24 protein-coding genes, 2 tRNA genes and 1 riboswitch are annotated in these 26652 nt (G+C 72.1%); of the genes, 14 read left to right on the top strand and 12 right to left on the bottom strand.

Going from position 1 to position 26652, the window contains the following annotated elements; genetic code table 11:
• Positions 1-13 precede the first annotated feature (13 nt).
• The 3 genes from HQQ88_RS11985 to msrA form a co-directional block, all read right to left on the bottom strand.
• Positions 14-703, bottom strand: coding sequence for a single-stranded DNA-binding protein (locus HQQ88_RS11985; RefSeq protein ID WP_123294005.1), 690 nt, complete (start codon positions 701-703; stop codon positions 14-16).
• 123 nt (positions 704-826) lie between these two features.
• On the bottom strand, positions 827-1030 hold the full coding sequence (locus HQQ88_RS11980; protein WP_123294006.1) for a methyltransferase: 204 nt from the start codon (positions 1028-1030) through the stop codon (positions 827-829).
• 37 nt (positions 1031-1067) lie between these two features.
• On the bottom strand, positions 1068-1595 hold the full coding sequence (gene msrA, locus HQQ88_RS11975) for a peptide-methionine (S)-S-oxide reductase MsrA (RefSeq protein ID WP_123294007.1): 528 nt from the start codon (positions 1593-1595) through the stop codon (positions 1068-1070).
• A 157-nt stretch (positions 1596-1752) separates the two neighbouring features.
• On the opposite strand from msrA, the gene HQQ88_RS11970 reads away from it, so the two are divergent.
• Positions 1753-2019, top strand: coding sequence for a hypothetical protein (locus HQQ88_RS11970; protein WP_111086795.1), 267 nt, complete (start codon positions 1753-1755; stop codon positions 2017-2019).
• Positions 2020-2108: 89 nt separating this feature from the next.
• Positions 2109-3437 (top strand): hypothetical protein, encoded by a 1329-nt coding sequence (locus HQQ88_RS11965; RefSeq protein ID WP_173169550.1) that lies wholly within the window; start codon positions 2109-2111, stop codon positions 3435-3437.
• Positions 3438-3526: 89 nt separating this feature from the next.
• Here the strand turns inward: HQQ88_RS11965 and HQQ88_RS11960 are convergent.
• Positions 3527-3599: transfer RNA gene (locus HQQ88_RS11960), tRNA-Arg, on the bottom strand.
• A gap of 112 nt (positions 3600-3711) precedes the next feature.
• Here HQQ88_RS11960 and HQQ88_RS11955 point away from each other — a divergent pair.
• From HQQ88_RS11955 to HQQ88_RS11945, 3 genes are read left to right on the top strand one after another with little or no spacing between them, the layout of a single operon-like run.
• A complete protein-coding gene (locus HQQ88_RS11955; protein WP_173169549.1) occupies positions 3712-4503 on the top strand; it encodes an acylneuraminate cytidylyltransferase family protein in 792 nt (263 codons plus the stop codon).
• Complete coding sequence (locus HQQ88_RS11950) at positions 4500-5372, top strand: N-acetylneuraminate synthase family protein (protein ID WP_123294011.1); 873 nt, start codon at positions 4500-4502, stop codon at positions 5370-5372. The genes HQQ88_RS11955 and HQQ88_RS11950 overlap by 4 nt, the downstream gene beginning before the upstream one ends.
• On the top strand, positions 5369-6952 hold the full coding sequence (locus HQQ88_RS11945; RefSeq protein WP_173169548.1) for a DUF6716 putative glycosyltransferase: 1584 nt from the start codon (positions 5369-5371) through the stop codon (positions 6950-6952). Before HQQ88_RS11950 ends, HQQ88_RS11945 begins: the two co-directional genes overlap by 4 nt.
• Here the strand turns inward: HQQ88_RS11945 and HQQ88_RS11940 are convergent.
• Positions 6896-7156: a thioredoxin family protein gene (locus tag HQQ88_RS11940; protein ID WP_132099630.1), complete on the bottom strand. Its 261-nt coding sequence runs from the start codon at positions 7154-7156 to the stop codon at positions 6896-6898. The two genes, HQQ88_RS11945 and HQQ88_RS11940, sit on opposite strands and share 57 nt — an antisense overlap.
• A 29-nt stretch (positions 7157-7185) precedes the next feature.
• Positions 7186-7476 (bottom strand): oligoribonuclease, encoded by a 291-nt coding sequence (locus HQQ88_RS11935; RefSeq protein ID WP_111086801.1) that lies wholly within the window; start codon positions 7474-7476, stop codon positions 7186-7188.
• A gap of 81 nt (positions 7477-7557) precedes the next feature.
• Between HQQ88_RS11935 and HQQ88_RS11930 the strand changes: the two genes are divergently transcribed.
• From HQQ88_RS11930 to HQQ88_RS11910, 5 genes are all read left to right on the top strand, one after another.
• Positions 7558-7998: a MarR family winged helix-turn-helix transcriptional regulator gene (locus HQQ88_RS11930; RefSeq protein WP_123294015.1), complete on the top strand. Its 441-nt coding sequence runs from the start codon at positions 7558-7560 to the stop codon at positions 7996-7998.
• Positions 7995-9236 carry an MFS transporter gene (locus HQQ88_RS11925; protein WP_131878453.1) on the top strand — a complete coding sequence of 414 codons (1242 nt, stop codon included), beginning with the start codon at positions 7995-7997 and terminating at the stop codon, positions 9234-9236. Before HQQ88_RS11930 ends, HQQ88_RS11925 begins: the two co-directional genes overlap by 4 nt.
• Before the next feature lie 773 nt (positions 9237-10009).
• Entirely contained in the window at positions 10010-10648 is a 639-nt protein-coding gene (orn, locus tag HQQ88_RS11920) for an oligoribonuclease (RefSeq protein WP_123294017.1), read from the top strand.
• A gap of 75 nt (positions 10649-10723) precedes the next feature.
• Positions 10724-10799: transfer RNA gene (locus tag HQQ88_RS11915), tRNA-His, on the top strand.
• Positions 10800-10923: 124 nt separating this feature from the next.
• Positions 10924-11268, top strand: coding sequence for a metallopeptidase family protein (locus HQQ88_RS11910; RefSeq protein WP_254067096.1), 345 nt, complete (start codon positions 10924-10926; stop codon positions 11266-11268).
• Between the two features lie 161 nt (positions 11269-11429).
• Here the strand turns inward: HQQ88_RS11910 and HQQ88_RS11905 are convergent, their stop codons facing one another.
• Both HQQ88_RS11905 and HQQ88_RS11900 read right to left on the bottom strand, forming a co-directional pair.
• A complete protein-coding gene (locus HQQ88_RS11905; protein WP_173169546.1) occupies positions 11430-12695 on the bottom strand; it encodes an acyl-CoA dehydrogenase family protein in 1266 nt (421 codons plus the stop codon).
• Positions 12692-14113 (bottom strand): LLM class flavin-dependent oxidoreductase, encoded by a 1422-nt coding sequence (locus HQQ88_RS11900; protein WP_173169545.1) that lies wholly within the window; start codon positions 14111-14113, stop codon positions 12692-12694. The genes HQQ88_RS11905 and HQQ88_RS11900 overlap by 4 nt, the downstream gene beginning before the upstream one ends.
• 102 nt (positions 14114-14215) lie before the next feature.
• Here HQQ88_RS11900 and HQQ88_RS11895 point away from each other — a divergent pair, with 102 nt between their 5' ends.
• Positions 14216-15595 carry an MFS transporter gene (locus tag HQQ88_RS11895; protein WP_173169544.1) on the top strand — a complete coding sequence of 460 codons (1380 nt, stop codon included), beginning with the start codon at positions 14216-14218 and terminating at the stop codon, positions 15593-15595.
• A gap of 88 nt (positions 15596-15683) precedes the next feature.
• Here the strand turns inward: HQQ88_RS11895 and HQQ88_RS19925 are convergent, their stop codons facing one another.
• The 4 genes from HQQ88_RS19925 to HQQ88_RS11875 all read right to left on the bottom strand — a co-directional run bounded on the left by HQQ88_RS19925 (position 15684) and on the right by HQQ88_RS11875 (position 19977).
• Positions 15684-16253 (bottom strand): ATP-binding protein, encoded by a 570-nt coding sequence (locus HQQ88_RS19925; RefSeq protein ID WP_260215679.1) that lies wholly within the window; start codon positions 16251-16253, stop codon positions 15684-15686.
• On the bottom strand, positions 16246-18810 hold the full coding sequence (locus HQQ88_RS19570) for an ATP-binding cassette domain-containing protein (protein ID WP_367917013.1): 2565 nt from the start codon (positions 18808-18810) through the stop codon (positions 16246-16248). Before HQQ88_RS19570 ends, HQQ88_RS19925 begins: the two co-directional genes overlap by 8 nt.
• A 2-nt stretch (positions 18811-18812) precedes the next feature.
• Complete coding sequence (locus tag HQQ88_RS11880) at positions 18813-19451, bottom strand: ECF transporter S component (protein WP_123294023.1); 639 nt, start codon at positions 19449-19451, stop codon at positions 18813-18815.
• Positions 19447-19558: riboswitch (TPP riboswitch) on the bottom strand. Its footprint overlaps the gene before it by 5 nt.
• A 98-nt stretch (positions 19559-19656) precedes the next feature.
• Positions 19657-19977, bottom strand: a complete 321-nt coding sequence (locus HQQ88_RS11875; RefSeq protein WP_111086838.1) for a hypothetical protein — start codon at positions 19975-19977, stop codon at positions 19657-19659.
• A gap of 129 nt (positions 19978-20106) precedes the next feature.
• Between HQQ88_RS11875 and glgX the strand changes: the two genes are divergently transcribed.
• The 3 genes from glgX to treZ are packed head-to-tail and all read left to right on the top strand — an operon-like array spanning position 20107 to position 26590.
• Positions 20107-22341: a glycogen debranching protein GlgX gene (gene glgX / locus HQQ88_RS11870; protein ID WP_123294024.1), complete on the top strand. Its 2235-nt coding sequence runs from the start codon at positions 20107-20109 to the stop codon at positions 22339-22341.
• Entirely contained in the window at positions 22338-24839 is a 2502-nt protein-coding gene (gene treY, locus HQQ88_RS11865; protein WP_173169542.1) for a malto-oligosyltrehalose synthase, read from the top strand. Before glgX ends, treY begins: the two co-directional genes overlap by 4 nt.
• Positions 24836-26590: a malto-oligosyltrehalose trehalohydrolase gene (treZ, locus tag HQQ88_RS11860; protein ID WP_173169541.1), complete on the top strand. Its 1755-nt coding sequence runs from the start codon at positions 24836-24838 to the stop codon at positions 26588-26590. Before treY ends, treZ begins: the two co-directional genes overlap by 4 nt.
• The last annotated feature ends 62 nt before the right edge of the window (positions 26591-26652 follow it).

Below are 26652 nucleotides of genomic sequence, written 5' to 3'. Positions count from 1 at the left end.
GGTCTGACCGGACTCACGCGGCGACCCGGGCGAGGGGTCCGTCGTCATCCGGCGACTCGGGGTCGAACGCGGCACCGTCCTGTTCGAGCATGCGCTCCGACGGCCCGACCGGGTCGGCTTCGTCGAGTCCGTCGTCGATCCCGGCCCCGGTCCCGTGATCCGTCCCGGCTGCGTCCTCGTCCTCGCGGTGGGCCCCGGCACCAGCCTCGGCCTCGTGCTCGGTGTCGTGCTCGTGCCGCGGACCGTCGAGCGCAGGAGCGGCGCCCAGCCCGCCGCCGTGCACCTCGCCGGTCCGGGGATCGACGCCCCGCACCCCGCCGTGCCCCGACGTCGTGTCGTTCACCTGGCGCGGCACCCGGACCCAGTTGCTGATGCCCCACGCCAGGTCGTGCCCGATGCCGTCGGCGTCGATCTCGACCGACGTTCCACCGCGGCCGTCGCGCTCCCAGGTGCGGATCCGGACGCGGCCGGAGACGACGATGCGGTCGCCCTTCTTCAGGGACTTGAACACGTTCGACGCGAGGGAGCGGAACGCGGTGACGGTGTACCAGTTGGTCGCACCGTTGACCCAGGCCGCGCTGGCCCGGTCCCATCGACGTGACGGTGAGGCGAGCCGCAGGCTCGTGATGGCGATGCCGGTCTCGGTGACGAGGTGACGGGGTTCCGTGGCGACGATTCCGCAGACGGTGATGATGTCGTTCATGCGTCGATCGTCATCGAGCCCGGGGCTGCGGAAGCAGCCCCGGGCTCGATCTGTGGCGTGTGGACCCGATCAGGCGACCTGTGGAGGACGAGTCCCCCGGGCCTCCTGTCCGGCCCTGGACCGCTAGTGCGCTCGGAACTCGGGCCGCGCCGCGAGCGGGCCGAGCGCAGCGTGGACCGCGCCCTTCGCCGACTCGAGCGACGGGTAGAGCCCGCCGGCGCGCCCTCGTCCGTAGAGCTCGACCTGGAAGCCGTCCGCGGCACGGTGGATGCTGCCCACCGCACCCGCCGGACCGATCGCGACCCAGGTCCCGGTGTTGTTCGTCATCGTTCGACCACCTCCTTGTGGCCCCGACGCCCGAGGATCAGGACGCCAGGATGTACTGACTGTAGGCCTTGCGGACCTTGTTCACCTTCGGCAGCGCCACTGCGAGGCAGTAGCCCTGACCGGGGTTCTTCGCGAAGAAGTCCTGGTGGTACTCCTCCGCCGCGTAGAACGTCGTGAGCGGCTCGATCGTGGTGACGATCCCGCCGTCCCAGATGTCGGATGCGCGCTGGATCGCCTGCTCGAAGAGCGCGCGCTGCGCGTCGTCCGCCGGGAACATCGCCGAGCGGTACTGCGTGCCGACGTCAGCGCCCTGCCGGTTCAGCTGCCGCGGGTCGTGCAGCGTGAAGAAGACGTCGAGGATGACCTCGGCCGGGATCACCGTCTCGTCGAAGGTGACCGCGACGGCCTCGGCGTGACCGGTGGACCCCGTGCACACCAACTCGTACGACGGGTTCTCCACCCGACCGCCGATGTAGCCGGACTCGACGTCCTGCACACCCTGGAGCGTGCGGTACACGGCATCGAGACACCAGAAACACCCACCTGCGAGCACGAACGTGGTCATGGCCACAACCTACCTCGCCGACATCCGGGCGGGGCCGGAAGGGGACATCTCCTCCACAGCACGCACCGCCCGTCCCGCCGTCCACGGTGCGTCGGCAGAGCCCCGGCGTGTCGGTGGTGGCCCGTAGCGTCGAGACCACACCGACCAGGAGGCCACGATGCAGACCACGACCGAACCCGCACTGCGGATCCGCACCGTCCCGCTCTCCCGGTCGCGCGGCGACTACCGCATCCTCGACGTCCGCGACGACCTGAGCCGCGTGACCCGCGCCAACGGCGAGATCGTCGGCTACGTCGACCGCATCGACGTCGCCGGTGACACCGCCTACCGCGCCCGTCGCTACGTCGCCACCGAGCGTCGGTTCGTCGAGCTGCCGAACGTGTGGTCCGCCGACGACGCCGTGGACTGCCTCCGTTGGTCATGATGTTCCAGATTGGAATCATCTCGGGTCGGATGCGCGGAACGCCGTTCGTCCTCCCCGGGGCCTGACCGTTTCGTGAGTATGGTGCGCGCATGGACTGGTGGAACGACCTGACCGACTGGACTTCGTCCGACGACGGGTGGCGGGTGATCTCGGGTGCCGTGATCCCCTTCGTCGCCATCGTCGTCGCCGGCGTGATCGCGGCGCTCATCGGACGGGGTGCGACCAAACGGGTCGTCGCCCTGCAGGAGCGCGAGTCGAAGAACGCCGCCGTCGCGGCGATCATCTCCGCGGCGCGCAAGGCCGCTGCTTGGGGTTCGCTCGGGCACGACGAACGCGGCTACGCGGACCACCTGGCAGAGGATGCCGACATCCGGCTCCGGCTGCTCCCCGTGCAGGGTGCGCCCCTCGCCGCCAACTGGGCACAGCACGAGATCGCCGACATCAAGAAGAACTCGTCGACCTTCAGCTTCCAGGCCGACCAGTCGCTCGCCGAGTTCCGCGACCGCCTGCTCGAGTGGCAGGCCCGTCCGGGCCGCGCTCGCAAGCTCTTCAAGGCCGACCTCGAGCGCTGGAAGTTCGAGTCCCCCGACCCGGACGCCGACCTGATCAAGCGCCAGCAGGACTGGAACGCCGACCAGAACGGCGCCGCCCGACCGCAGACCCCGGCAGCGCCCGCTCAGGCCGCTCCCGTCGAGCGCCCGACGCCGACGACGACGTCCCTGCGTCCGGCACAGCGTCCAGGAGGCACGCCCGCCTCCGCGCCGTCGGCCCCGGCCAACGCCGGGTCGGCCCCCGCCGGTGGCGCCCCCGCTGCCGCAGCTGCCGCCGCCGGGTCCGCCCCCGCTGCCGCCGCTCCCACGGCAGGACCCGGGTTCTCGGTGAACCGCGGTGGGTCGGACGCCAACGTCACCCGCTCGTACGGCGAGAACACCACCCGCGTCTACGGTGACGAGGCCGCACCGCCCGTGCGCCCGGCACTCGGAACGCCCACGTCACCCGCACGCTCGACCCCGAGCCGCGGCACCGACGACACCGAGGTGGTGGACGACGACGCCGTCACCAAGGCCTTCGGCGACACCGACCGGGTGACCCCGGCCCGCGGCACCGACCGTCCCGCGCCGTCCACCGTCGCGACACCGGCGCCGACCTCGGCCGACGCCCACGTCAACCGGACGCCCGCCAACGACGTCCCGACGGCCCCGGGGACACCGACCACCCCGGGCGCACCGACGACCCCGGCGTCCGCTCCTGCTCCGAGGGTCGAGACCCCGGGCACGACGAACACGACGTCGATCCCGACCCGCATCACCCAGGCGCCGGCAGAGCCCACGGACGCGGACGAGACGTCCGAGGCGACGCACACTCAGCCGATCAGCGCCTCCGAACTCCGCCGCCGCGCCGCGGACGACGACGAGTAGCGGGCGCGGACAAGCAGCACGCAGCATCCAGCACCCCCACGAACGAGCAACGGGCCGCCATCCGATCGGATGGCGGCCCGTTCGCGTCGTGCCCCCGGCAGGAATCGAACCCGCGGCACGGTGGGTAGAAACCACCTGCTCTATCCACTGAGCTACGGAGGCGAGCGACGTCGATTCTAACCGGGACCCGCCGCTCGAGCGGTTCCGGAACGGTTCGGCCGTCGTCTGCCCGCAGTTCGCCTCCGGGACACCCGCGCTTCGTACCGTCCGGGAGATGCACTCCTCTGCCACCGTCCTCGCCGTCGTCCCCGCACGCGCCGGCTCGAAGGGCATCCCGGGCAAGAACCTCCGGACGGTCGGAGGTCGGTCGCTCGTCCGCCGGGCCGTGGAGTCGGCACGCAGCGCAGCACTGATCGACGCCGTGGTCGTCACGACCGACGGTGACGCCATCGCCGCCGAGGCCCGCGCCGCCGGTGCCGACGTGGTCCGTCGGCCGGCCGACCTCGCGGGCGACCAGGCGTCGTCGGAGTCCGCGCTGCTCCACGTGCTCGACGAACTCGAGGCCGCCGGCGATGCGCTGCCCGAGGTCCTGGTGTTCCTGCAGGCGACCTCGCCGTTCATCGACCCGGACGACCTCGACACGGCGATCCGGCGGGTCGCGGAGGGGCACGCCGACGTCGTGTTCGCCGCAGCGCCGTCGCACGCGTTCCTGTGGCGCATCGCCGACGACGGTTCCGCCGTCGCCGTGAACCACGACGCGGCCACCCGTCCGCGTCGCCAGGACCGCGCGGCCGAGTACCGCGAGACCGGCGCCTCGTACGTCATGCGGACCGACGGCTTCCGGCAGCACCGGCACCGCTTCCACGGCCGCGTCGAACTCATCGCCGTCGACCCCGCCGGCGCGATCGACATCGACGACGAGACCGACCTCATCACGGCCGACGCCACGGCCGAAGCCACGGCCGACGCCACGGCCGACGCCCGCGCAGCCGCCGTTCCGATCCACGCCCCGGACCACGACCCATCCCCGACGCGGGCAGCCCCCGCACTGAACGGAGCACCATGACCGTCACCATCGGCACGTCCACGATCGGCGCGGGCCACCCCGCGTACCTCATCGGCGAGATCGGCCTCAACCACAACGGTGACGTCGACATCGCCAAGCAGCTCATCGACGTCGCCGCCGACGCCGGACTGCAGGCCGTCAAGTTCCAGAAGCGCACCCCGGCGATCTCCACGCCCGAGCACATGAAGAACACGCCCCGCAGCACCCCGTGGGGCGAGATGACCTACCTGGAGTACCGTTACCGCGTCGAGTTCGACCGCGACCAGTACATCGAGATCGGCGACCACGCGACGCTGCGCGGCCTGGACTGGTTCGCCTCGCCCTGGGACGAGCCGTCGGTGGACTTCCTCGAGGACCTCAACGTCGTCGCGTACAAGATCGCCTCGGCGTCGGTGACCGACCTCGGGATGCTCGCGGCCGTCGCCGCCACTGGCAAGCCCGTCATCCTGTCGACGGGCATGTCGACGCTCGAGCAGATCGACGCCGCCGTGGACGCCCTCGGAACCGACCGCCTCGTGCTCATGCACGCCACGTCGACGTACCCGCTCCCCGCCGAGGAGGCGAACCTGCGCATGATCGACACCCTCGCGCACCGCTACTCGGGCGTGCCCGTCGGGTACTCCGGCCACGAGCCGGGCCTGCAGATCTCGATCGCCGCCGTCGCCCTCGGCGCCACCGCGGTCGAACGGCACATCACGCTCGACCGCACGATGTGGGGCTCGGACCACGCGGCATCGCTGGAGCCGCACGGCCTGAAGACCCTGGCGCGGGACATCCGCATCATCGAGACCGCGCTCGGTGACGGGGTGAAGCGGATCTTCCCCGGCGAGCGGGCGCCGCTCGCGAAGCTGCGCCGCGTCGGCGCGTGAGCGGCCCGGTCGACGAGACCGGCGCCCTGGACGTGCCGGCTGACGGGGGTGCGTCGACCGTCGGACGGGAGGCGCGCCTCCCGTCCGGCCCGTCACCCCGCGGCCGACGTGTGGTCGCCCTGGTCGACACCGACTCGTTCGCCAAGTGGGGCGCCCACCTGCTCGCGACGGCGCCGGCCGGCTGGGACCTCGACCTGCGGACCGTCGCGACGCCGCGTTCGGCCAGCACGAAGCAGCTGCGCTCGGCGTTCCGCGGGCTCGACGCACGACTCGCGCACCTGCGGACGGCTCCGCCGTCGCCGAAGGACGTCGATGCCGTCGTCGAGGAGCTCCGCGTCGATCCGCCCGACGCCGTCCTCGTGTCCCTGATCGGCCCGGTCGCCGAACTCGTCATCGACGAGGTGCACCGCCGGATCCCGGACCGGCCGGTGCTGGTGTCCGGCCTGCCGGGCATCTCGTTCCCGGCGAAGTGGAAGGGCATCTTCTTCCGTGCGCGGGCCGACCTGTTCGTGCTGCACAGCCACCGCGAGGTGCGGGCGTACGAGGAGATGGCGATCGAAGGCGGTGTCGAGCCGCACCTCGCGCTCGCCACCCTGCCCTTCGCCCGGAGCGCGAGCGCCAGCGCCAGCACGGGCGCGACTGCGAGCGCCAGCACGGGCGCGCCCGCCAGCGCCAGCACCGGCGCGCCCGATGAGCCCGTCCGCGACGCCGTCGTCTTCGCTGCCCAGCCGAGCGTCCCGCTGGAGCGCGTCGACCGGGCCCTCGTCGTGGAGTGGCTCGTCGCGACCGCACGGCAGCACCCGGAGTGGCGCGTCGTGATCAAGACCCGCGCGGCCGCCGGCGAACACCAGACGCACCGCGAGGAACACCCCTACCCCGACCTCGTGCCGGCCGACGCACCGGCGAACCTGGTGGTCGAGAGCGGGCCGATGGCCGAACACCTCGACCGTGCGGTGGCCCTCGTGACGATCAGCTCGACGGCGGTGCTCGAAGCGGCCGCACGTGGTGTGCCCGCGCTGACGCTGACGGACTTCGGCATCGGCCGCCACCTCATCAACGAGGTGTTCGTGTCGAGCGGCCTCGAGGGCGACTCGGTCGACCTGGTGGACGGCCGGTTCGGCACGGTCCGACCGAGCTGGATGCAGGACAACTACTTCCACCCGGCGTCGGACGACGACTGGCAGCGCCGACTCACGGAGCTCATGGTGCGGCGGGACGCCGGGACGCTCTTCGACCGGGAACCCGCACGCCGCAGCCGGGGCGGTGTGCTGCGCCGGGCCTGGGAGCGGAAGAACGCCCTGGGCGGAGCGGATCGCTCAGCGCTGGGCTGGCTCGCGCTCCTGATCGGGGCGCCGATCCGGACGACGAAGCGGCTGGCGCGGAAGGCCAGGGCGCTGGTCGACCCGCCGGAGCCGGTCGTGGTGGCGGCGCCGACGTCGCAGCGGGTGGCGGGCGGCGCGGGCGGCGAGCGCGTGGCGGCCGCCGTCAGCGCGGCGGGCGGCGACCGCACTGCGGGCGCCGGGTCAGAGGGCCTTGGCGATCGCCAGCAGGAGCTGGTCGCGGGTGGGGACCCCGGGTGAACGGAAGACCTCGGCACCGTCATCCCGCCGCACGATGATCGTGGGCGTGGAACGGATGCCGAGGTCCTCTGCGTCGTCGGGGTACGACGCCACGTCGCGTTCGGTCACGGCGAGCCCGGGGACGAGCGCCGACGCCTCGGCCGACACCCGGCGGGCGGCGGCGCACGGCGCACAGAAGGCGGACGTCCAGAGGTCGAGCTGCATGTGACCGTGCAACGCGGCGGCGCGGGGTTCTACTCCCGGTCGAACTCGCCGCTGCGGTCGCCACGGTCGGCGAGGTCGTCCACCGGGTCGGACTCCCCCGGCTCGTAGGTGAACTCGACCGAGGTCTGGTCGAGGACCTGACGGGACTTGGTGGCGCGGTAGGTGAAGGCCGTCTGCAGGCCCTCGACGTCAGCGAACACCGTGACCTCGTCGTCCAGCGCGTCGCTCGTCGCGGTGCGGGTGTCGGTCGTGCCGTCGAAGGGTCCGCCGTGGAAGATCGCGGTGTACTCGTCGCCTTCGTGGATGGTGATGTCGCTCATGCATCCCTTCTACCAGGCGGTGCCTGTTGCGGCCTGGTGCGGCCTGTTGCGCAATGCATAGCATTGCTATATACTTCAGCTATGGAAACAACGCGTGCGCAGACGATCGAGACGCTCCTCGTCTCCGTCAACCGCCTGATCCGCAGCGCCGCGCAGTCGACGGGCAACACCACGTCGGCCGCGGTCTGGCGCACGCTCGGCATCCTCGAGTCCGACGAGCCGCTCCGGCTCGGTGAGCTGGCGGCCGCCTCGCGCGTGGCGCAACCCACGATGACCCGGCTCGTCACGGGCATGCTCGCCGACGGCCTGGTCACGCGGAGCGTCGACCCCGACGACTCCCGCGGCCAGCTCATCGAGATCACCGACGCGGGCCGCGCCCGGCTCACCGCCTGGCGCGCCACGCTCACCGACACGGTCGGCCCGTTGTTCGCCGACCTCACCGACGACGACTGGGACGTGCTGCACCACGCGTCCGTCCTGATCGCCCAGCGTACGACCACCAGAACGGAGACCACCGCGTGAACGCCCACGCACCTGCCGGCCAGTCCGGCTCCATCCTCAAGCAGTCCTCAGCGGTCTGGGCGATCGCCTTCGCCTGCGTCGTCGCCTTCATGGGCATCGGCCTCGTCGACCCGATCCTCCCCGCGATCGCTGGATCGCTCAAGGCGACCCCGGCGCAGACCGAACTGCTCTTCACGAGCTACCTGGCCGTCACCGGCGTCGCGATGTTCTTCACGAGCTGGGTCTCGAGCCGCATCGGCGCGAAGCGCACCCTGCTCATCGGTCTGGCGCTCATCGTCGTGTTCTCGGTCCTCGCCGCGACGTCGAACAGCGTGTGGAGCATCATCGACTTCCGCGCCGGCTGGGGCCTCGGCAACGCGCTCTTCATCTCCACCGCCCTGGCGACCATCGTCGGTGCAGCGTCGGGCGGGACCGCCTCGGCGATCATCCTGTACGAGGCAGCGCTCGGGCTCGGCATCGCCGTCGGCCCCCTCGTCGGCGGGCTGCTGGGGTCGGTGAGCTGGCGCGGCCCGTTCTTCGGTGTCACCACCCTGATGGCCGTCGCGTTCATCGCGATCGTGGCGCTCCTCAAGACCGGCAGCCTCGAGAAGCCCACGCCCACGAAGCTCTCGGCGCCCTTCCGCGCCCTCGGCCGTCCCGCGCTCGCCGCACTCGCCGCGACCGCGCTGTTCTACAACATCGGCTTCTTCGTCCTGCTCGCCTACACGCCGTTCCCGCTCGGCTTCGGTGCGCTCGGCATCGGCTTCACGTTCTTCGGCTGGGGCCTCGGTCTCGCGATCACCTCCGTCTGGGTCGCCCCGATGCTCACCGCCCGTCTCCGCAGGACGACGGTGCTGAAGATCGCGCTGCCCCTGCTGGCACTCGACCTCTTCGCCGCGGCCGTCGTCGTGGACTCGCAGGTCGGCCTCATCATCTGCGTCATCATCGGTGGACTCGTGCTCGGTGTGCTGAACACGGTGCTCACGGAGTGCGTCATGGAGGCCACGGACCTGCCCCGCTCGGTCGCCTCGAGCGCCTACTCCGCCGTCCGCTTCATCGGCGGCGCCATCGCCCCGCCCGTCGCGACCCTGCTCGCCGACGCGTACGCCCCCTCGGCCGCCTACGTCTTCGCCGGAGCGTCCGTCGCCGTCGCGTTCGTCGTGATCCTCTGCACCACGAAGGTCCTGCGCCGCGTGGACGACGGTGCCGAGCCGGAGCGCGTCGAGGCCGAGGCGATCGGCGCCGGCGAGATGTCCTAGCTCCCCCGCGCCCTTCCCTTCCACGCCCCGCCCCCTCTTGCGCGAGCGGGCGAAACACCCGGGTGTCTCCAGACGCGGCCCGGGCATTTCGCCCGCTCGCGCTCTGCGCACTGGGCGCGACCACGTCCGCCCGCCGTCGTCCGCCCAGCTGGCCGCGAGCGGGCGGAATGCCTGGGTCCCCTGAAACGCGACCCGGGTATTCCGCCCGCTCGCGCTCTGCGCACTGGGCGCGACCAGCCTGGAGGCGCGGCGCCAGTCCGACAGTCCGCCACCGGGCCTCCAGGCAGTCACCACCACGGCCCCTCCGCCTCCGCGAGCGGGCGAAACACCCGGGTGCCTCCCGACGCGGCCCGGGTATTTCGCCCGCTCGCGCTGGCGCGGAGTGGCCGCAGCGCAGCCCCTCCCGAGCGTCTCGCCGAGCGGGCGAAATACCCCGCCACCCCGCCGCGCAACCCCGGCATTTCGCCCGCTCACGGTGCGCGCGCTGGACGCGACCAGCCGGGAGGCCCGACGCCCGCCCAGCGGACCGCCACCGGGCCTCCAGGCGGTCACCACCACGGCCCCACGCACCTCCGGCACCGCCGCGCCCGCGAGCGGGCGAAACACCAGGGTGCCTCGCGACGCGACCCGGGCATTTCGCCCGCTCGCGGGTTCGGGGACGCGACCGCGCACCAGCGCGCACCAGCCGCGGACGCGACTGCGGACGCGGCCGCGCACCGGCCGCGCACCACCTGCGCACGGGGCGCGCGCGGGCCGGGAATAGGATCGTGCACATGGCAACCGCGAATGACCGCCTCGTCTGGATCGACTGCGAGATGACCGGCCTCGACCTCGAGGTCGACGAACTCGTCGAGGTGGCCGTGGTCATCACCGACTTCGACCTCGAGCCCGTGCACCCCGGATTCGACATCGTGATCAAGCCGGACCAGTCCGCGCTCGACAACATGAACGAGTTCGTGACGAACATGCACGTCACGTCGGGACTCATCGAGGAGATCCCGAACGGCGTCAGCCTGGCGGACGCCGAGTACCAGGTGCTCGAGTACATCCTCGAGCACGTCCCCGCCGAGGGCACCGCTCCCCTGGCCGGCAACACCATCGGCACCGACCGCGCGTTCCTGTCCAAGTACATGCCCCGCGTCGACGGCCACCTGCACTACCGCAGCGTCGACGTGTCGAGCATCAAGGAGCTCTGCCGCCGCTGGTTCCCGCGCGTGTACTTCAACTCGCCGGAGAAGCACGGCGGGCACCGGGCCCTCGCGGACATCCTCGAGTCGATCCGCGAGCTCGAGTACTACCGCCGCGCGGGCTTCGTCGCCGAGCCGGGGCCGACCACCGACGAGGTGCGTGCCGTCCAGGCCGAGGTCGTCGAGAAGTGGGAACCGCGCCTGGCGCAGCCGGCAGCCGAGTGACGACACGGGTGGTCGGCACCGCCCGCAGCATGTACTACTATTGAGTGGTCGCGCCGGTCCGCCGGTGTGTGCATGGTGGATATAGCTCAGTTGGTAGAGCGCCTGGTTGTGGTCTAGGAGGTCGCGGGTTCGAGACCCGTTATTCACCCCAGTCGAGGGAGAGCCCTGTTGCGTGTGACGCAACCGGGGCTCTCCCTCTGTGTTTGTCTGGGCGCCTCCGGCGCCGTGCGGCTTCGCCGCGAGTGGTCAGGGCGGTGTGGGACGATCCCTGCGTGATGGAGATGTCCGCCGACGACTTCGAGCAGCTCGTGACCGACGAACTCGACCTGCTCCCCGACGAGATGGTCGACGGGCTCGACAACGTGGTGTTCGTGGTCGAGGACGAACCGGAGAACGGCGAAGAGCTCTTCGGCGTGTACGACGGCATCGCGGCGACCGAGCGCGGGCAGTACGGCTTCGGCGAACTCCCCGACCGCATCGTGGTGTTCCGCAAGCAGCACCTGGCCGAGTGCGACACCGTCGAGGAGCTCCAGGACGAGGTGCACACCACGCTCGTGCACGAGATCGGGCACTTCTACGGCATCGACGACGAGCGGCTGCACGAGCTCGGCTGGGCGTAGGCGCCCACCCGGCGCACCCGGCGCACCCGGCGCCCGAGTTTCGGGCTCAGCGACATTCCTCGGGCCCACGAGCGCGAGAACTGTCGCTCACCGCGAAAACTCGCGCCGCGGCCGCGCCCGCAGCCGGACAGCCCGCGCCCGCCGGGCAGCCCCCCGCCCCCTCAGAACCGCGTCGGCCCCACCTCCTGGTACTTCTCCCACGCGCCCACCGGCCCCCGCCCGTGCAGCGCGTACTCCCCCACGAGCCGCTCCTTGTAGACGGCCGGGTTGTGCGACGCCACGACGCGGGCGTTCCGCCAGTGCCGGTCCAGCGCGCGCGTCCGGTCGGCAGCGGACGCCCCACCGACCTCGAACAGCTCGGAGCACGACCGCAGCACCCGCGGCCCGATCTCGACCTGCGCCTGGTAGACCGCGTTCTCGGCGGCGTCCAGCAGTGCGTGTTCGACCCCGACCCCGGGCTCGTTCGTCGCCACGACCCGGTCGAGCAGCCCCGCGGCAGCGACGACGAGCGACCGGGCGGTGAACGCCCCGGCGGACAACCGACCGAGGATCGCCAGCACCTGCGGGTCCTCCCCTGGCGTCGCCGCGTTCGCGTGGATGTACGTCCGGGTCCGCGGCCGCACGAAGGCGACCGCATCGTCGGACACCGCCTGTCCGATGCCGGCCAGGACGGCCAGCAGGTACAGCTGGAAGAAGGCCTGGATGTGCGAGAGCGGTGCGTCCTTGTACGCCGACACCGCGGCGGGGTCGACCGGCACGCCCTCGAAGACCGTGGTGCCGGACGCGGTCAGCCGCTGGCCGAACCCGTCCCAGTCGTCGACGCTCGTCACACCCGGCGCGTCGACCGGCACGGCGAAGGTCACGCGGTCCCCCGAGCGGTCCGCGGCCAGGTAGATCCAGTCGGCGTAGAGCGTGCCGGTCGAGTAGAACTTCCGCCCGTCGAGACGGAGGGAATCGCCAGCCGGCGTCACCGTCGTCGAGATGTCGGCCAGGGTCGTGCCGGTCCGCTCCGAGGTCGCGTTCCCCACGATCGCCCCGTCGACGATGCGCTGGAGCCACTCGTCCCGTCCGGCCGACGATGGCCGGAGCAGCACGAGTTCGGTGTACCCGAAGTGCCCTCGCCACAGGTGCGCGATGTTCGAGTCCGCGGCCGCCAGGTCCGCCACCAGCTGCACGAGTTCGACCAGGGTCACGCCGAACCCGCCGCGGTCCTCGGGGACGCGCAGCCGTCCGAACCCCGCGTCGGCGAGCGCGCGGACCTCGGCGTGCGGCAGCGGCCGGTCGCCGGGGGTGCCGGAGGCGAGCTCCCGCTCGACCGCGCCCTCGCGGATGGCCGCGAACACCGGCGCGAAGCGTTCGCGCAGGGTCGCCAGACGGTCGGCCGGGAGGCCCCGCGTGCGCCCGTCGGTCGTCGTCGCGTCCGTCATGCGGTCACCTCCACGGCACGTGCCGCCTCCGACACACCGCTCGCGCCGCCCGTGAACGCGCCGCGCCACTGCCGGGCGGGGTGCGAGTCCGGCAGCTGCGGGTGCCCGAAGAGCTTCTCGCGCAGGGTGCCCTCGCGGTACTCGGACTGCATCAGCCCACGCTCCTGCAGGGTGGGCGCGATGTGGTCGACGAACTCCTCGTACGAGCCGGGCAGCGTCCAGTTGATGACGTTCACCCCGTCGACGCCGACGCGCTGCCAGTCCGCGAGTTCGTCGGCGATCTGGTCGGGCGTGCCGACGACCCGGGCACGGAGCTTGGCGGACAGGCGGGCGAGGTCGGCGATCGTGGGTTCGCGGTCGCCGGCGGCCTCGCGGAGCCACTGCAGGTGCGACTGCCCGGCGTGGGTGCGGACCTCGGACAGCGGGGTGTCCGGGTCGAGGGCCTCGCCGGTGTCCGGGTCGAAGCCGAGGTTCGAGTGCACCAGGAAGCCGTCGGCCGCCAGGTACTCGTCGATCTCCGCTTCCTTCGCCTTCGCCTCGGCCTCGGTGGACCCGGTGACGAAGGTGAGCCCGAGGAAGAACGCGATGTCCTCCCGCCGACGCCCGGCTGCCTGGGCGAGGTCGCGGGTCTCGCGGATGAGCTGCTCGGTGGCGTCGCGGTTCGAGGTCAGGATGAACTGAGCCTCGGCGTTCCGTGCCGCGAAGGCCCGACCGGCGGGCGAGGAGCCGGCCTGGAACAGCACCGGCGTCCGCTGCGGGCTCGGCGCGCTCAGGTGCGGCCCCTGCACGTCGTAGCGCTTCCCGTGGTGGTCGATGCGGTGCACCTTGTCGGGGTCGGCGTAGCCACGCACCGGGTCCTTCAGAACGGCGCCGTCCTCCCACGAGCCCTCCCAGAGCTTCGCGCAGACCTCGAGGTACTCCTCGGCCCAGACGTAGCGCTCGTCGTGCTCCTCGAGCCGGTCGGCGCCGAAGTTCCGGGCGGCGCTGTCGAGCGCGCTCGTGACGACGTTCCAGCCGATCCGTCCCCGGGTGATGTGGTCGAGGGTGGAGACCTTGCGGGCGAAGTCGAACGGGTGCGACTGGATGACGCTCGACGTGAACGCCAGGCCCAGGTGCTCGGTCGACACGGCGAGCGCGGAGAGCAGCACCGAGGGGTCGTTCGAGGGGATCTGCAGCCCCTCGCGCAGGTTGGTCGAGTAGTCGCCGCGTCCCGGTCCGTAGGTCCCGACGACGTCGGCGAAGAACATCGCGTCGAACTTGCCGCGCTCGAGGGTCCTCGCCAGGTCGGTCCAGAGCGTGACGTCGTCGAAGTCGGCCTGACGGGCGTCCGGGTGTCGCCAGAGGCCGTGCTGGATGTGCGACGTCGTGTTCATGACGAAGGCCGCGAAGCGCAGCGGGCGGTTCGGTGCATCGCTCATGCACCCCATCGTGGTCGGCGGGCACCGCCCGACGACAGCGACGTGACCTTCCGTTACGCGCGGTGTTCCCCCCGGCCCTGGAGGCGACCATGCTCCTGAGGCATGCCGACCCCGAGCACCGTCACCGCGCCTCCCGGCCGTCCCGCCGCACCGTCGACCACCGCGACCCGCCGTCGCGTCGCTCTCGCCTCGTTCGTGGGCACGACGGTCGAGTACTACGACTTCTACCTGTACGCGACGGCGTCCGCCCTGGTGTTCGCGCCCACCTTCTTCCCGTCGGCGACGCCGGCGGTCGGCGTGATCGCGTCGTTCGCGACCTACGGGGTCGGCTTCGTCGCGCGGCCGCTCGGCGGGGTGATCGCCGGACACCTGGGCGACCGCATCGGACGGAAGAAGCTGCTCGTCGCGTCCCTGGTGCTGATGGGCATCGCGTCGACCCTGATCGGGGTCGTGCCGTCGGCGGCGACCATCGGGGTCGGTGCCGTCGTCGCGCTGGTGTTCCTGCGGCTGCTGCAGGGCGTCGCCGCCGGCGCGGAGTGGGGCGGGTCCGCGCTGCTGTCCGTCGAGCACGCACCCGAACGGCACCGCGGGCTGTTCGGGGCGTTCACGCAGATGGGGTCGGCGGGCGGGATGCTGCTCGCGACCGGCGTGTTCACCCTGGTGCGGTCCCTGCTCGGCAACGAGGTGTTCCTGGCCTGGGGCTGGCGGCTGCCGTTCCTGTTCTCCGCGGTGATCGTGGCCGTCGGCCTGGTGATCCGGCTCGGCGTGCAGGACGCTCCGGTGTTCCAGGAGCTGCGGGCCTCCGGCGGGGTCGAGCGGTTCCCGGTCTGGCAGGCGATCCGACACCACCCGCGCGCGATCCTGGTGACCGCCGGGCTGCGGCTGGTGCAGCCGGCGCTGTACTCGATCCTGACGACGTACTCGCTGACCTACCTCGCAGCCGTACGGGGGCCGTCGGGTTCGGACGCCGGGCTGCAGGCGGTGCTCGTCATCTCGGCGGTGTCGCTCGTGTCGACGCCGTTCTGGGGGTGGCTGTCCGACCGGGTGGGACGCCGCGTGCTCACGATCTGGTCGGCCGTCGGCATCGCCGTGCTCATCTGGCCGTTCTTCGTGTTCCTCGACGCCGGGCCGCTCGTGCTGCTGCCGCTCGTGGCCCTGATCGGGATGTGCGTCTTCCACGACAGCATCTACGGGCCGCAGGCAGCCTGGTTCGCGGAGCAGTTCCCGACCGGTCGGCGCTACTCGGGGATGTCGCTCGGGTACCAGATCGGGTCGATCTTCTCCGTCGGGCTGACGCCGCTGCTCGCTGCGGTGTTCGTGGAGCTCGGTGGGGGCTCGCCGTGGATCCTGTGCGGGTACCTCGGGGTGTACGCGGTGCTGACCATCGTGGCGGCGGTGTTCGCGGTGGACCCGGTCGCGCAGGCGCGGGGCGCTGCGCGGGGCGGCGCGCGGGGCGGTGCGCGGGGCCGAGTCTCGCGGTGAGCGACAGTTCTCGCGCCCGGGCGTCCGTGAACTGTCGCTCAGCCCGAGACTCGGCGCGGCCAGCCCGAGACTCGCGGCGGCCGGTCCGCTACGTCCGCAGCACCACGTCGGCCAGGGACGCCGGGTCCTCGGCGGCGATGAAGTCCTGCTCCTGCGCCGCCCACCGGTCCCACTCGCGCGCGAAGGTGTCGCCGTCGCGGCCGATCGCCCGGTCCCAGCGGACTGCGTCGTCGGCCTCGAGCCACACCGCCAACGAGGCCAGCGGCACCGACGCCCGGGACACCGCCCCGCAGCCCTCGATCACGATCGGCCGGTCGGGGTCGACCGCGGTCCACTCCGCCGGGCCGTCGGCCACCCAGTCCCACCGGCGGTACCCGCTGGGAGGCCCGAGCACGTCGCGGACCACGGCGCCGGCCGCCGCGCGGAGTCCGTCCCACCCCGGGTAGACGTCGTCGAGGTGCACGACCTGCGCCCCCAGCAGCTGCGCGAGCTGGTCGCCGAGGGTCGTCTTGCCGGTGCCGGAGCGGCCGTCGACCAGGACCACGAGGCGTCCGCCCGACGCTGCCGCGGCGCCGGCAGCAGCTGCGGCGACGCCTGCGGCGAGGCCCCCGCCGCCCGACGGGTCCACCGGGTCCACCTGGTCCGCCGACTCACGCACGCCAGGTCCCCGCTGCCACGGCGACCGCGATCGACGCGACACCGATCCCGACGAGCACCGCGACCATCGCCCACTCCGGCCACGCGAACCGGGCGACCCGCGCCCACGTGCGTCGCCCGGGAGCCCCGAACCCGCGCGACTCCATCGCCACCGCCAACGTCGTCGCCCGTCGCAGCGCCAGGACCAGCAGCGCGAACGCCATCGACGCCCCGCGCCGCAGCCGTCCGGTGTCGGCAAGACCCCGCGCACGCCGCGCCATCGCGAGCTGCCGCCAGTCGTCCACCAGCAGCGTCATCATCCGGATGGCCGCGAGGGCCCCGAGCACGAACCGCGCCGGCAACCGCAGCACCTGCGCGAGCCCGTCGGCCAGGTCGGTGGGGTCGACGCGGATGAACAACGCGACCGCGGGCAGCCCCACCGCGAGCACGCGGAGCGCCGTCGCCAGGGCGAGCGTCAGCGACCCGTCGGTGACGTGGGCGAAGCCGAAGTCGAACCACTCCCGTCCGGAGGGCCGCCCGTACAGCGCGATGCTCACCGCCGTGAGCGGCACGGCCACCAGGACCGGTGACACCCGCAGCAGCAGGGTCCGCCCCGGCAGCCGCAGGAGGGGCAGCAGCGCGAGCTCGACCGCGAGGGCGACGGCTGCGGACACGACGTCCAGGCTCAGCACGAGGCACACGCCGAGCGCGAGGACGCCGACGAGCGAGGCCACCGGTTGGACGGCGGCTCGGTCGGTTCGGTCGGTTCGGCCTGGAGGCGCGGCTCGGCCCGCCGCCGTCGGCACCGTCTCCGGGGTGGTCGCCGTCGCACCCCCCTGGTCGCGTTCCACGCGCTCTTGGTTGCCTTCCACGCGCCGGGCGCCGTCCGCCGCGAGCACGACCTCGTCGGCGTCGAGCGCCCGGATCAGGTCGCGGTCGTGCGTGACGGCGACGACGGTGGTGCCGTCGTCGGCGAGTGCTCCGAGGTGCTGGACGACGGCGTCCCACGTGGACCGGTCCTGCCCGGAGGTCGGTTCGTCGAGCACGACGACCGGCGGCCGCGCGGCGACGACCGCGGCGATGGCGAGCCGTCGCTGCTCGCCGCCGGAGAGCGTGAACGGGTTTGCGTCGGCGAGGTGGGCGAGGCCGAACTCGCCGAGGAGCGCGTCGGCCCGACCCGCGGCGTCCGCAGCACCGATCGCGCGGGGGCCCGCCTCGATCTCCTCGCGGACCGAGCCGGCGACGAACTGGTGCTCGGGGTCTTGGAAGACGGTGCCGATGCGAGCGGCGAGTTCGCGGCTCGACCACGTGTGCGGCGCCGCGTCGAGGCCTGAGGCGAGCTCCGTCGTGGCCGCGAGCTCCCCCGCGACCGGAGGCAGGAGCCCCGCGAGCGTGAGGCCGAGCGTCGACTTGCCGATCCCGTTCGGCCCCGTGATCGCCAGGACCTGCCCGGCTCGGAGTTCGAGGTCGATCCCGCTTCCCACCCGCTGTCGCTTGCCCCGGGCGGTCCCGAGGTCCCGCGCTTCGAGCAGCGCGCCCGCTCCCGTGCCCGCCCCCTCGCCGAGCGGGCGAAATGCCGCGGTCCCCTCGACAGCCGACCCGGGCATTTCGCCCGTTCGCGCAGCCGGACGGAACTCGTCGCCCGCCACCTCTCCGGCCCCCTCGCCGAGTGGGCGAAATGCCGCGGTCCCCTCGGCAGCCGACCCGGGTATTTCGCCCGTTCGCGCAGCCGCAGCCGCAGCCGCAGCAGGCCGCCCGCGGGCCGCGCCACGCTCGGGCTCGGCACCGGGCACCCACACCCCGGCCGCGGTGAGCGCGTCGCCGTGGCGGCCGAGCACCTCGGCAGGCGCGCCGTCCGCGACGACCCCGCCGCCCGGCTCGAGCAGCACGAGCCGGTCGACCAGGTCGAGCCAGGTGCCGATCCGGTGCTCCACCACGAGCAGGGTCGCCCCCGTCTCGTCGAGCAGTGCGCGGACGGCGTCGTGCACCTGGGCCACGCCGGCCGGGTCGAGGTTCGCGCAGGGTTCGTCGAGCACGAGGGCTCCCGGCCGCATCGCGAGCACCCCGGCGAGCGCCAGTCGTTGCCGCTGGCCGCCGGAGAGCATCGCGGTCGAACGGTCGAGGGGCAGGTCGAGCCCGACGACCGCGAGCGCCGACCGCACCCGTGCCCAGGTCTCGGCGCGCGGGACGCCGAGGTTCTCGCACCCGAAGGCCACGTCGTCGCCGATCCGCGACATCACGGTGTGCGCCTCGGGGTCCTGCATGACGAGGCCGACACGCCCGCGGACCGCGCGGGGGTCGGCACCGTCGACCAGGACCGAGCCCTGCACGGAAGCAGCGGTGTCGTCGGTGGGGTCGGGTTCGTCGGGCAGCACGGCGGCCACTGCCCGGAGCAGCGTCGACTTGCCGGAGCCGGACGGCCCGACGATCGCGACCCGCTCCCCGGCCTCAACGGTCAGGTCGACGCCGCGGACGGCCCACTCGGCACGTTCGGGGTAACGCCATCCCCAGTCGCGGAACGCGATGCGCGCGGCGCGCACGCCGACGACGTCCGGGGACGTCGACGACGGAGCGGACACCGTCACACCAGTTCGCGCGGCCGACGCCGGCTGTGCTCCCGGCCCGCCGCGAACGACGAGAGCACGCCGGTGCGTGCGAGCGCCCGGACGACCAGCCATGAGCCGGCGCCCGCGATGACGGCACCCGACACGATCGCGCACACGACGTAGACGACCTTGAACGCGGCGTCGAGACCCGGGTACCACAGCACGGTGTCGTTGATGCCGAGCGCGAGACCGGCTGCGGCGCCCGCCAGGACGACGACCGGCAGCCGGTACACGCGGTACAGGAAGAGTGCGAGGACGATCTCGGCGCCGAGTCCCTGGACCAGTCCGGCCTCGAGCGTCAGCCACCCCCACTGCGTGCCGAACAGTGCCTCGACGGACGCGGCGACCATCTCGCCGTAGAGCGCGGCGCCGGGCTTGCGGACGACGATCGCGACGAGCGGCCCGGCGAGCAACCAGACTCCGCCGAACAGGGCCTTCGTGCCCGGGAGGACGAGGTCCATGACGGCGCTGATGGGTTCGTAGCCGAACTCCCACAGCCGGAAGACGACGCCGAGCGCCACCGCGAGCACGCTCGCGACGACGATGTCGACGACCCGCCAGCGCAGCGATCGCCGCGGGGCGGTGTGGACGGTTGATGACGTGCCAGAAGACATGGTGCTGGACTCCTCCCTGCGCCGGCATGATCCGGATCAGGTTCGACGGTCGGAGCGCCACTCGCTCCCTCTCAGCCCGGCGGTCCCGGACTCCCGTGTGTGTCCCAGCAGTCTAGACGTGGTCGCGACCGCGTGACGGGTCGCGACCACACTTCGGACGGGAGGCCCGTGGCGGGTCCGCCACGGGCCTCCCGTCCGCTTGTCGCTACTTCTTCAGGACGCGCACCAGTTTGCGGAGCACGGTGCCGGTCACCCAGACGAGCGGGATGCTCACGGCGACGAGCGAGATGAGGTTCGGCTCGAACTCGAGGTCCTTGCCGGGGCGACGGATGTACGCGCCGACCGGGATCGACGCGCCGCCGCCACCGCCGCCGCCGTTCTCGTCGTCCCCGCCGCCCCCGAAGCCGAACCAGCCGAGGGACACCGGGATGAGGGTCTGGTCGCCGACCTCGACGGGGTCTCCGTAGTTCGTGGAGACGCCGATCGGGCGTACCTTGTCTGCGATCTGCGTGACGATGTTGGCCATGCGCGCGACGCTACTCGTCCGTTCCTCCACAGGGCGGGCCACGCGCGCACGGGTACACAGCTGGTGCTTGTCTGCGGACGCGGACGGGTGTCACCGATATGTTGGCGCGACCATCACCTGGAGGACCGTTTGCACACCTGGCCCGGCAACCCGTACCCGCTCGGGGCGACCTACGACGGAAGCGGCACGAACTTCGCGCTCTTCAGTGAGGTCGCCGAGCGCGTCGAACTCTGTCTGTTCGACACCGACGGCAACGAAGAGTGCATCCCCCTCGTCGAGGTCGACGCCTACGTCTGGCACGCGTACCTGCCGAACGTCGGCCCCGGCCAGGAGTACGGCTTCCGTGTCCACGGCCCGTACGACCCCGACAACGGTGCACGCTGCAACCCGTCGAAGCTGCTGCTCGACCCCTACGCCAAGGCGACGAGCGGCGAGATCGACTGGGACCAGTCGCTCTTCGCCTACACGTTCGGCGACCCGGACTCGACGAACGACGACGACTCCGCGGCGCACATGATGAAGGGCGTCGTGATCAACCCGTTCTTCGACTGGCAGGGCGACCGCGCACCGCGCACGCCCTACGGCGAGACGGTCATCTACGAAGCGCACGTCAAGGGCCTCACCGAGACCCACCCCGACGTGCCCGAGGAGCAGCGCGGCACCTACGCCGGCGTCTCGCACCCCGCGGTCATCGAGCACCTGAAGCGACTCGGCATCACGACGCTCGAGCTCATGCCGGTGCACCAGTTCGTGAACGACTCGACCCTGCAGGACAAGGGGCTGTCGAACTACTGGGGCTACAACACCATCGGCTTCTTCGCGCCGCACTCCTCGTACTCGTCCTCTGGCGACCAGGGGCAGCAGGTGCAGGAGTTCAAGACGATGGTGCGGGAGCTCCACCGCGCCGGCATCGAGGTCGTGCTCGACGTCGTCTACAACCACACCGCCGAGGGCAACCACCTCGGGCCGACGCTGTCGTTCCGCGGCATCGACAACGCGGCGTACTACCGCTTGGTCGATGACGACAAGAAGTTCTACATGGACTACACGGGCACCGGGAACTCGCTCAACGTCGGGCACCCGCACTCGCTGCAGCTCATCCTCGACTCGCTGCGCTACTGGGTGACCGAGATGCACGTCGACGGCTTCCGCTTCGACCTCGCCTCGGCGCTCGCCCGCGAGTTCTACGAGGTGGACCGCCTGTCCGCGTTCTTCGAGCTCGTGCAGCAGGACCCGATCGTGTCGCAGGTCAAGCTCATCGCCGAGCCGTGGGACGTCGGCCCCGGCGGCTACCAGGTCGGCAACTTCCCGCCCCAGTGGTCCGAGTGGAACGGCAAGTACCGCGACACCGTGCGCGACTTCTGGCGCGGCGAGTCGTCGACCCTCGGTGAGTTCGCGTCGCGCATCTCCGGCTCGGCCGACCTGTACGAGCACGACGGCCGGACGCCCAAGGCGAGCATCAACTTCATCACCGCCCACGACGGCTTCACGCTGTACGACCTCGTCGCCTACAACGAGAAGCACAACGACGCCAACGGCGAGGACAACAACGACGGCGAGAGCCACAACCGATCCTGGAACTCCGGCGCCGAGGGTCCGACGGACGACGAGTCCGTGAACGCCCTGCGGCTCCAGCGACGCCGGAACTTCCTGGCGACCCTGCTCCTCAGCCAGGGCGTGCCGATGATCGCCCACGGTGACGAGCTCGGCCGTTCGCAGTCCGGCAACAACAACGTCTACGCACAGGACTCCGAGCTCAGCTGGATCGACTGGGACACCGCGGACGACGACCTCGTCCAGTTCACGGCCGACGTGGTCAAGCTGCGCCACGACCACCCGACGTTCCGTCGCACCCGGTACTTCAACGGGCGCCCGGTGCGCCGTGGTCAGGACGAGCCGCTGCCCGACGTCGTCTGGCTCACGCCCGAGGGCGACGCGATGTCGCCGGAGGACTGGGACTCCGGTTTCGGCAAGAGCGTCGGCATGTACCTGAACGGCGACGGCATCCGCGGGCGCGACTCCCGCGGCGAGCGCGTCACCGACGTGGCGTTCATCACGTACTTCAACGCCCACGACGACGTCGTGACGTTCACGTTGCCGCCCGAGGAGTACGCACCCGGCTGGACGGTCCGCATCGACACCGCCGAGCCCGGTGCCCGTGACGAGATCGTCGAGGCGGGCACACCGCTCGACGTGCCCGCGCGCTCGATGATCGTCCTGCGTGCCGAGCCGAACCACGAGGTCTCGGTCACCCCGGTCGAGGTCCAGCACCACGACGGCGCCCCCGAGCCCCGGTCCCCGCAGGACGCCGTCACCCCGGCCAACCCGGCCGGTTCCACCGCACCGAGCGGCACCGCGCGATGACGACCGTCACGCCGGGGGCCGGGCGTCGCGTGCCCGTCTCGACGTACCGGCTGCAGGTCTCGGCGGACTTCGACCTGGCCGCCGCACGCGACCTCGTCGACTACGTGCACGACCTCGGGGCCGACTGGCTGTACCTGTCGCCGGTCCTGCAGTCGGAGCCCGGCTCGAACCACGGCTACGACGTCGTCGACCACACGCACGTCGACACCGACCGCGGCGGCGACGAGGCCCTCCGGGTCCTCGCCGAGGCCGCGCACGCGGTCGGGCTCGGCGTGCTGGTCGACGTCGTCCCGAACCACGTCGGGGTCGCCACCCCGGCGGTCAACCCGTGGTGGTGGTCCCTGCTCGAACTCGGCCAGGGCTCCCCCGTCGCCTGGGCGTTCGACGTCGACTGGGACGCCGGCGACGGCAAGGTCCGGGTGCCGGTCCTCGACGACCGGCTGCTCGACGCGGTCACACTCGACACGTCCGACGCCGAGCACCCGGTGCTCCGGGTCGGCGACACCGCGTACCCGACCGCGCCGGGCACCGCCCACCCGGGCGACTCGGTCGAGGCCGTGCACGCACTGCAGCACTACGCGTTCGTGCACTGGAAGCGTGCGGACCACGAGCTGAACTACCGCCGGTTCTTCGCGGTGAACACCCTCGCGGCAATCCGGGTCGAGGAACCAGAGGTGTTCGCGGCGTCGCACGGCGTCATCGGCGGCTGGTTCCGCGACGGCCTCGTCGACGGACTGCGCATCGACCACCCGGACGGACTGTACGACCCCGCCGGCTACCTGCAGGACCTCGCCGAGCTGACCGGTGGTGCGTACACCCTCGTCGAGAAGATCCTCGAACCCGGCGAGGAACTCCCGAGCTCCTGGCCGGTCGACGGCACGACCGGGTACGACGCCCTCGGTGTCCTGGACCGTGTGCTCGTCGACCCCGCGGGCGAACCCTCGCTGACCGCGGCGTCGGGCGCGGAGCTCGCCGACTGGCAGCAGCTGACGCACGACACCCGCCGCGGCATCGCCGACGGGATCCTCGGCAGCGAGGTCGAGCGACTCGCCCGACTGCTCGCGCCGGTCACCGCCGGAGCGGACGCGATCACGCACGAACGGCTCGTCGACGCTCTCGCCGAGGTCGTGGCGTCGTTCGACGTCTACCGCACCTACCTGCCCGAGGGCGCGCACCACCTCATCGCGGCGCTCGAACGCGCGGCAGAGGCCCGTCCCGACCTCGACGACGTCATCGACCGGATCGCACCGGCGCTCGTCGACCCGGACAACGCCGCCGCGATCCGCCTGCAGCAGACGAGCGGCATGGTGATGGCCAAGGGCGTCGAGGACACGGCGTTCTACCGCACGTCCCGCTTGACGTCCCTGAGCGAGGTCGGTGGTGACCCGAGCGTCTTCGCGGTGTCCGTGGCCGACTTCCACCAGGCGCAGCGCGACCGGCTCGGCAGCTGGCCGCACACCATGACGACGCTCACCACCCACGACACGAAGCGCAGCGAGGACACCCGCGCACGCATCGCGGTCCTGGCCGAGCTCGGCAGCGAGTGGGCCGACACGCTCGACCGGTTGCAGTCCCTCGTCCCGCTCGAGGACCGCGTGTTCGCCGACCTCCTCTGGCAGGCGATCGTCGGTGCCCGTCCCGCGAGTCGTGAGCGGCTGCACGCCTACGCCGAGAAGGCATCACGCGAAGCCGGCGACAGCACCACCTGGACGGAGCCGGACTCGGCGTTCGAGGAGCGCATGCACGCCCTCGTCGACGCGGCGTTCGACGAGCCCGCCGTGGTGGCCGTGCTCGATGCCCTCGACGAACGGATCGACGCGGCTGGGTGGTCGAACGGGCTCGCGCAGAAGCTCGTGCAGCTCACGGCTCCCGGCGTCCCCGACGTCTACCAGGGCTCCGAGTTCTGGGACCGTTCCCTCGTCGACCCCGACAACCGCCGAGCCGTGGACTACGCCGAGCGGCGCCACGTCCTCGCCGAGATCGACGGCCCGGACGACGACGGCCCCGAGGACCTCCCGGCGATCGGGATCGACGGCGCCGCGAAGCTCCTCGTGACCGCCCGTGCACTCCGTCTCCGCCGCGACCACCCGGAGCTCTTCACGCGGTACCTCGCGCTCGAGGCGACGGGCAGCGCGGCGGACCACGTCGTCGCGTTCGACCGCGGCGGTGCCGTGACGATCGCCACGCGCCTGCCGATCGGCCTCGAACGGGTCGGTGGCTGGGGTGACACCCTCGTGCACGCCGTCCCCGTCGACCGGGTCGACCTGCTCACCGGCAGGACCTTCCCGGCCAGCCGGGGCATCGCCCTCGCGGACCTGCTCACCACCTACCCGGTCGCGCTGCTCGTGCCGGCCGCCACGGTCGGGGAACCCGGCCACGCCGACACGGTGACCGACGCGTCCGACGCGGGACGGGCCTCCCGGTCGACCGCCCGGACCACCCCGGCGACCGAGTCCGACGCGCAAGCGGAGATCGACATCCTGGAGGGTCACGCATGACCGCACCCGACCGTTACGCCGTCTGGGCGCCCGAGCCGGACCGCGTCCGGCTGGTCGTCGACGACGTCGAGTACCCGCTGACCCGGGGCGACGACGACTGGTGGTCGACCGACGCGATCATGCCGGTCGTCGGTGCCCGCTACGGGTTCCGCCTCGGCGACGACGACGCGGTCCGACCCGACCCCCGCAGTCGCTTCCAGCCGGACGGGGTGCACGGCACGTCCGCCGTCGTCGACCCCGCGCGCTTCGCGTGGACCGACGAGTCGTGGACCGGGCGTCCAGCCCGCGGTGCCGTCATCTACGAGATGCACGTCGGCACCTACACGCCGGAGGGGACCCTCGACGCGGCGGCGCAGAAGCTCGACCACCTGGTCGAACTCGGCGTCGAGTTCGTCGAACTGCTGCCCGTGAACGGTGTGAACGGGGAGTGGAACTGGGGCTACGACGGGGTCGCCTGGTACGCGGTGCACGCCCCGTACGGCGGCCCCGACGCCTACGACCGCTTCGTCGACACGGCGCACTCACTCGGCCTGGGGGTCATCCAGGACGTCGTCTACAACCACCTCGGGCCGAGCGGCAACTACCTGCCGCTGTTCGGGCCGTACCTGGTGCAGGGGCTCGCGAACACGTGGGGCGACTCGGTGAACGTCGAGCACCCCGAGGTGCGTCGGTACGTGCTCGACAACGTGCGCATGTGGTTCCGCGACCACCACGTCGACGGGCTCCGGCTCGACGCCGTGCACGCGATCCGCGACACCACGCGGCCGCACGTCCTGGCCGAGATGGCCGACGAGACGGACGCCTACGGTTCCTTCGTCGGTCGTCCGCTGTCCCTGATCGCCGAGTCGGACCTCAACGACCCGGTGATGTTCCGCCCGCGGGAAGCCGCCGGGTACGGGCTCGCCGGACAGTGGTCCGACGACTTCCACCACGCCGTGCACGTGGCGCTGACGGGCGAGACGAACGGTTACTACGCCGACTTCGCACCGCTGTCGGCGCTCGCGAAGGTGCTCGACCACGGGTTCTTCCACGACGGCACGTGGTCGTCGTTCCGTGGCCGGCGCCACGGGCAACCGATCGACCGTGGGACCTCCCCCGCGACGGCCCTGGTCGTCACGAACCAGAACCACGACCAGATCGGCAACCGCGCGGCGGGCGACCGTCTGGCGGCGACGCTCGACGACGAAGGCCTCGTCATCGCTGCGGCACTGACGCTGCTGGGCCCGTTCACGCCCATGCTGTTCATGGGCGAGGAGTTCGCCGCGACGACACCGTGGCAGTTCTTCACCTCGCACCCGGAGCCCGAGCTCGGCAAGGCGACGGCCGAGGGCCGCATCCGCGAGTTCGCGGAGCACGGCTGGGACGAGTCGGCCGTGCCGGATCCGCAGGACCCGACGACGTTCACGAACTCGAAGCTCGACTGGGCCGACGTCAGTTCCGAGCGGGGTGCGGCGATCCTGCGCGCCTACCGGGTGCTCGTCGCCCTGCGCCGGACCGACCAGGCCTTCGTCGACCACCGGTACGAGGCGAACGCCGTGCGGTTCAGCGAGAACCGACGGTGGCTGGTGCTCACGCGTGGGTTGCTCGGACCGGACGTGACACCCGTGCACGTCGTGGTGAACTTCCTCGACGACGCTGCCGAGGTGCCGGTCCCCGGTGCCACCGGCGAAGAGCTCTACCGGTTCGGAGCGGCCGAGGTCGCGACGGACTGCGTGCGGTTCCGCGGGCGGGGCGTGGTGGTGCTGCGCTAGTCGCTGCGCTGCCGTCCGGGCGGGCCGGGCTTGCCCACGGGCGGGCCGGGCTTGCCCACGGG

This window comes from Curtobacterium sp. VKM Ac-2861, from assembly GCF_013204965.1.
Lineage (GTDB): Bacteria > Actinomycetota > Actinomycetes > Actinomycetales > Microbacteriaceae > Curtobacterium.
This window is presented reverse-complemented; position numbering and strand designations above follow the sequence as displayed.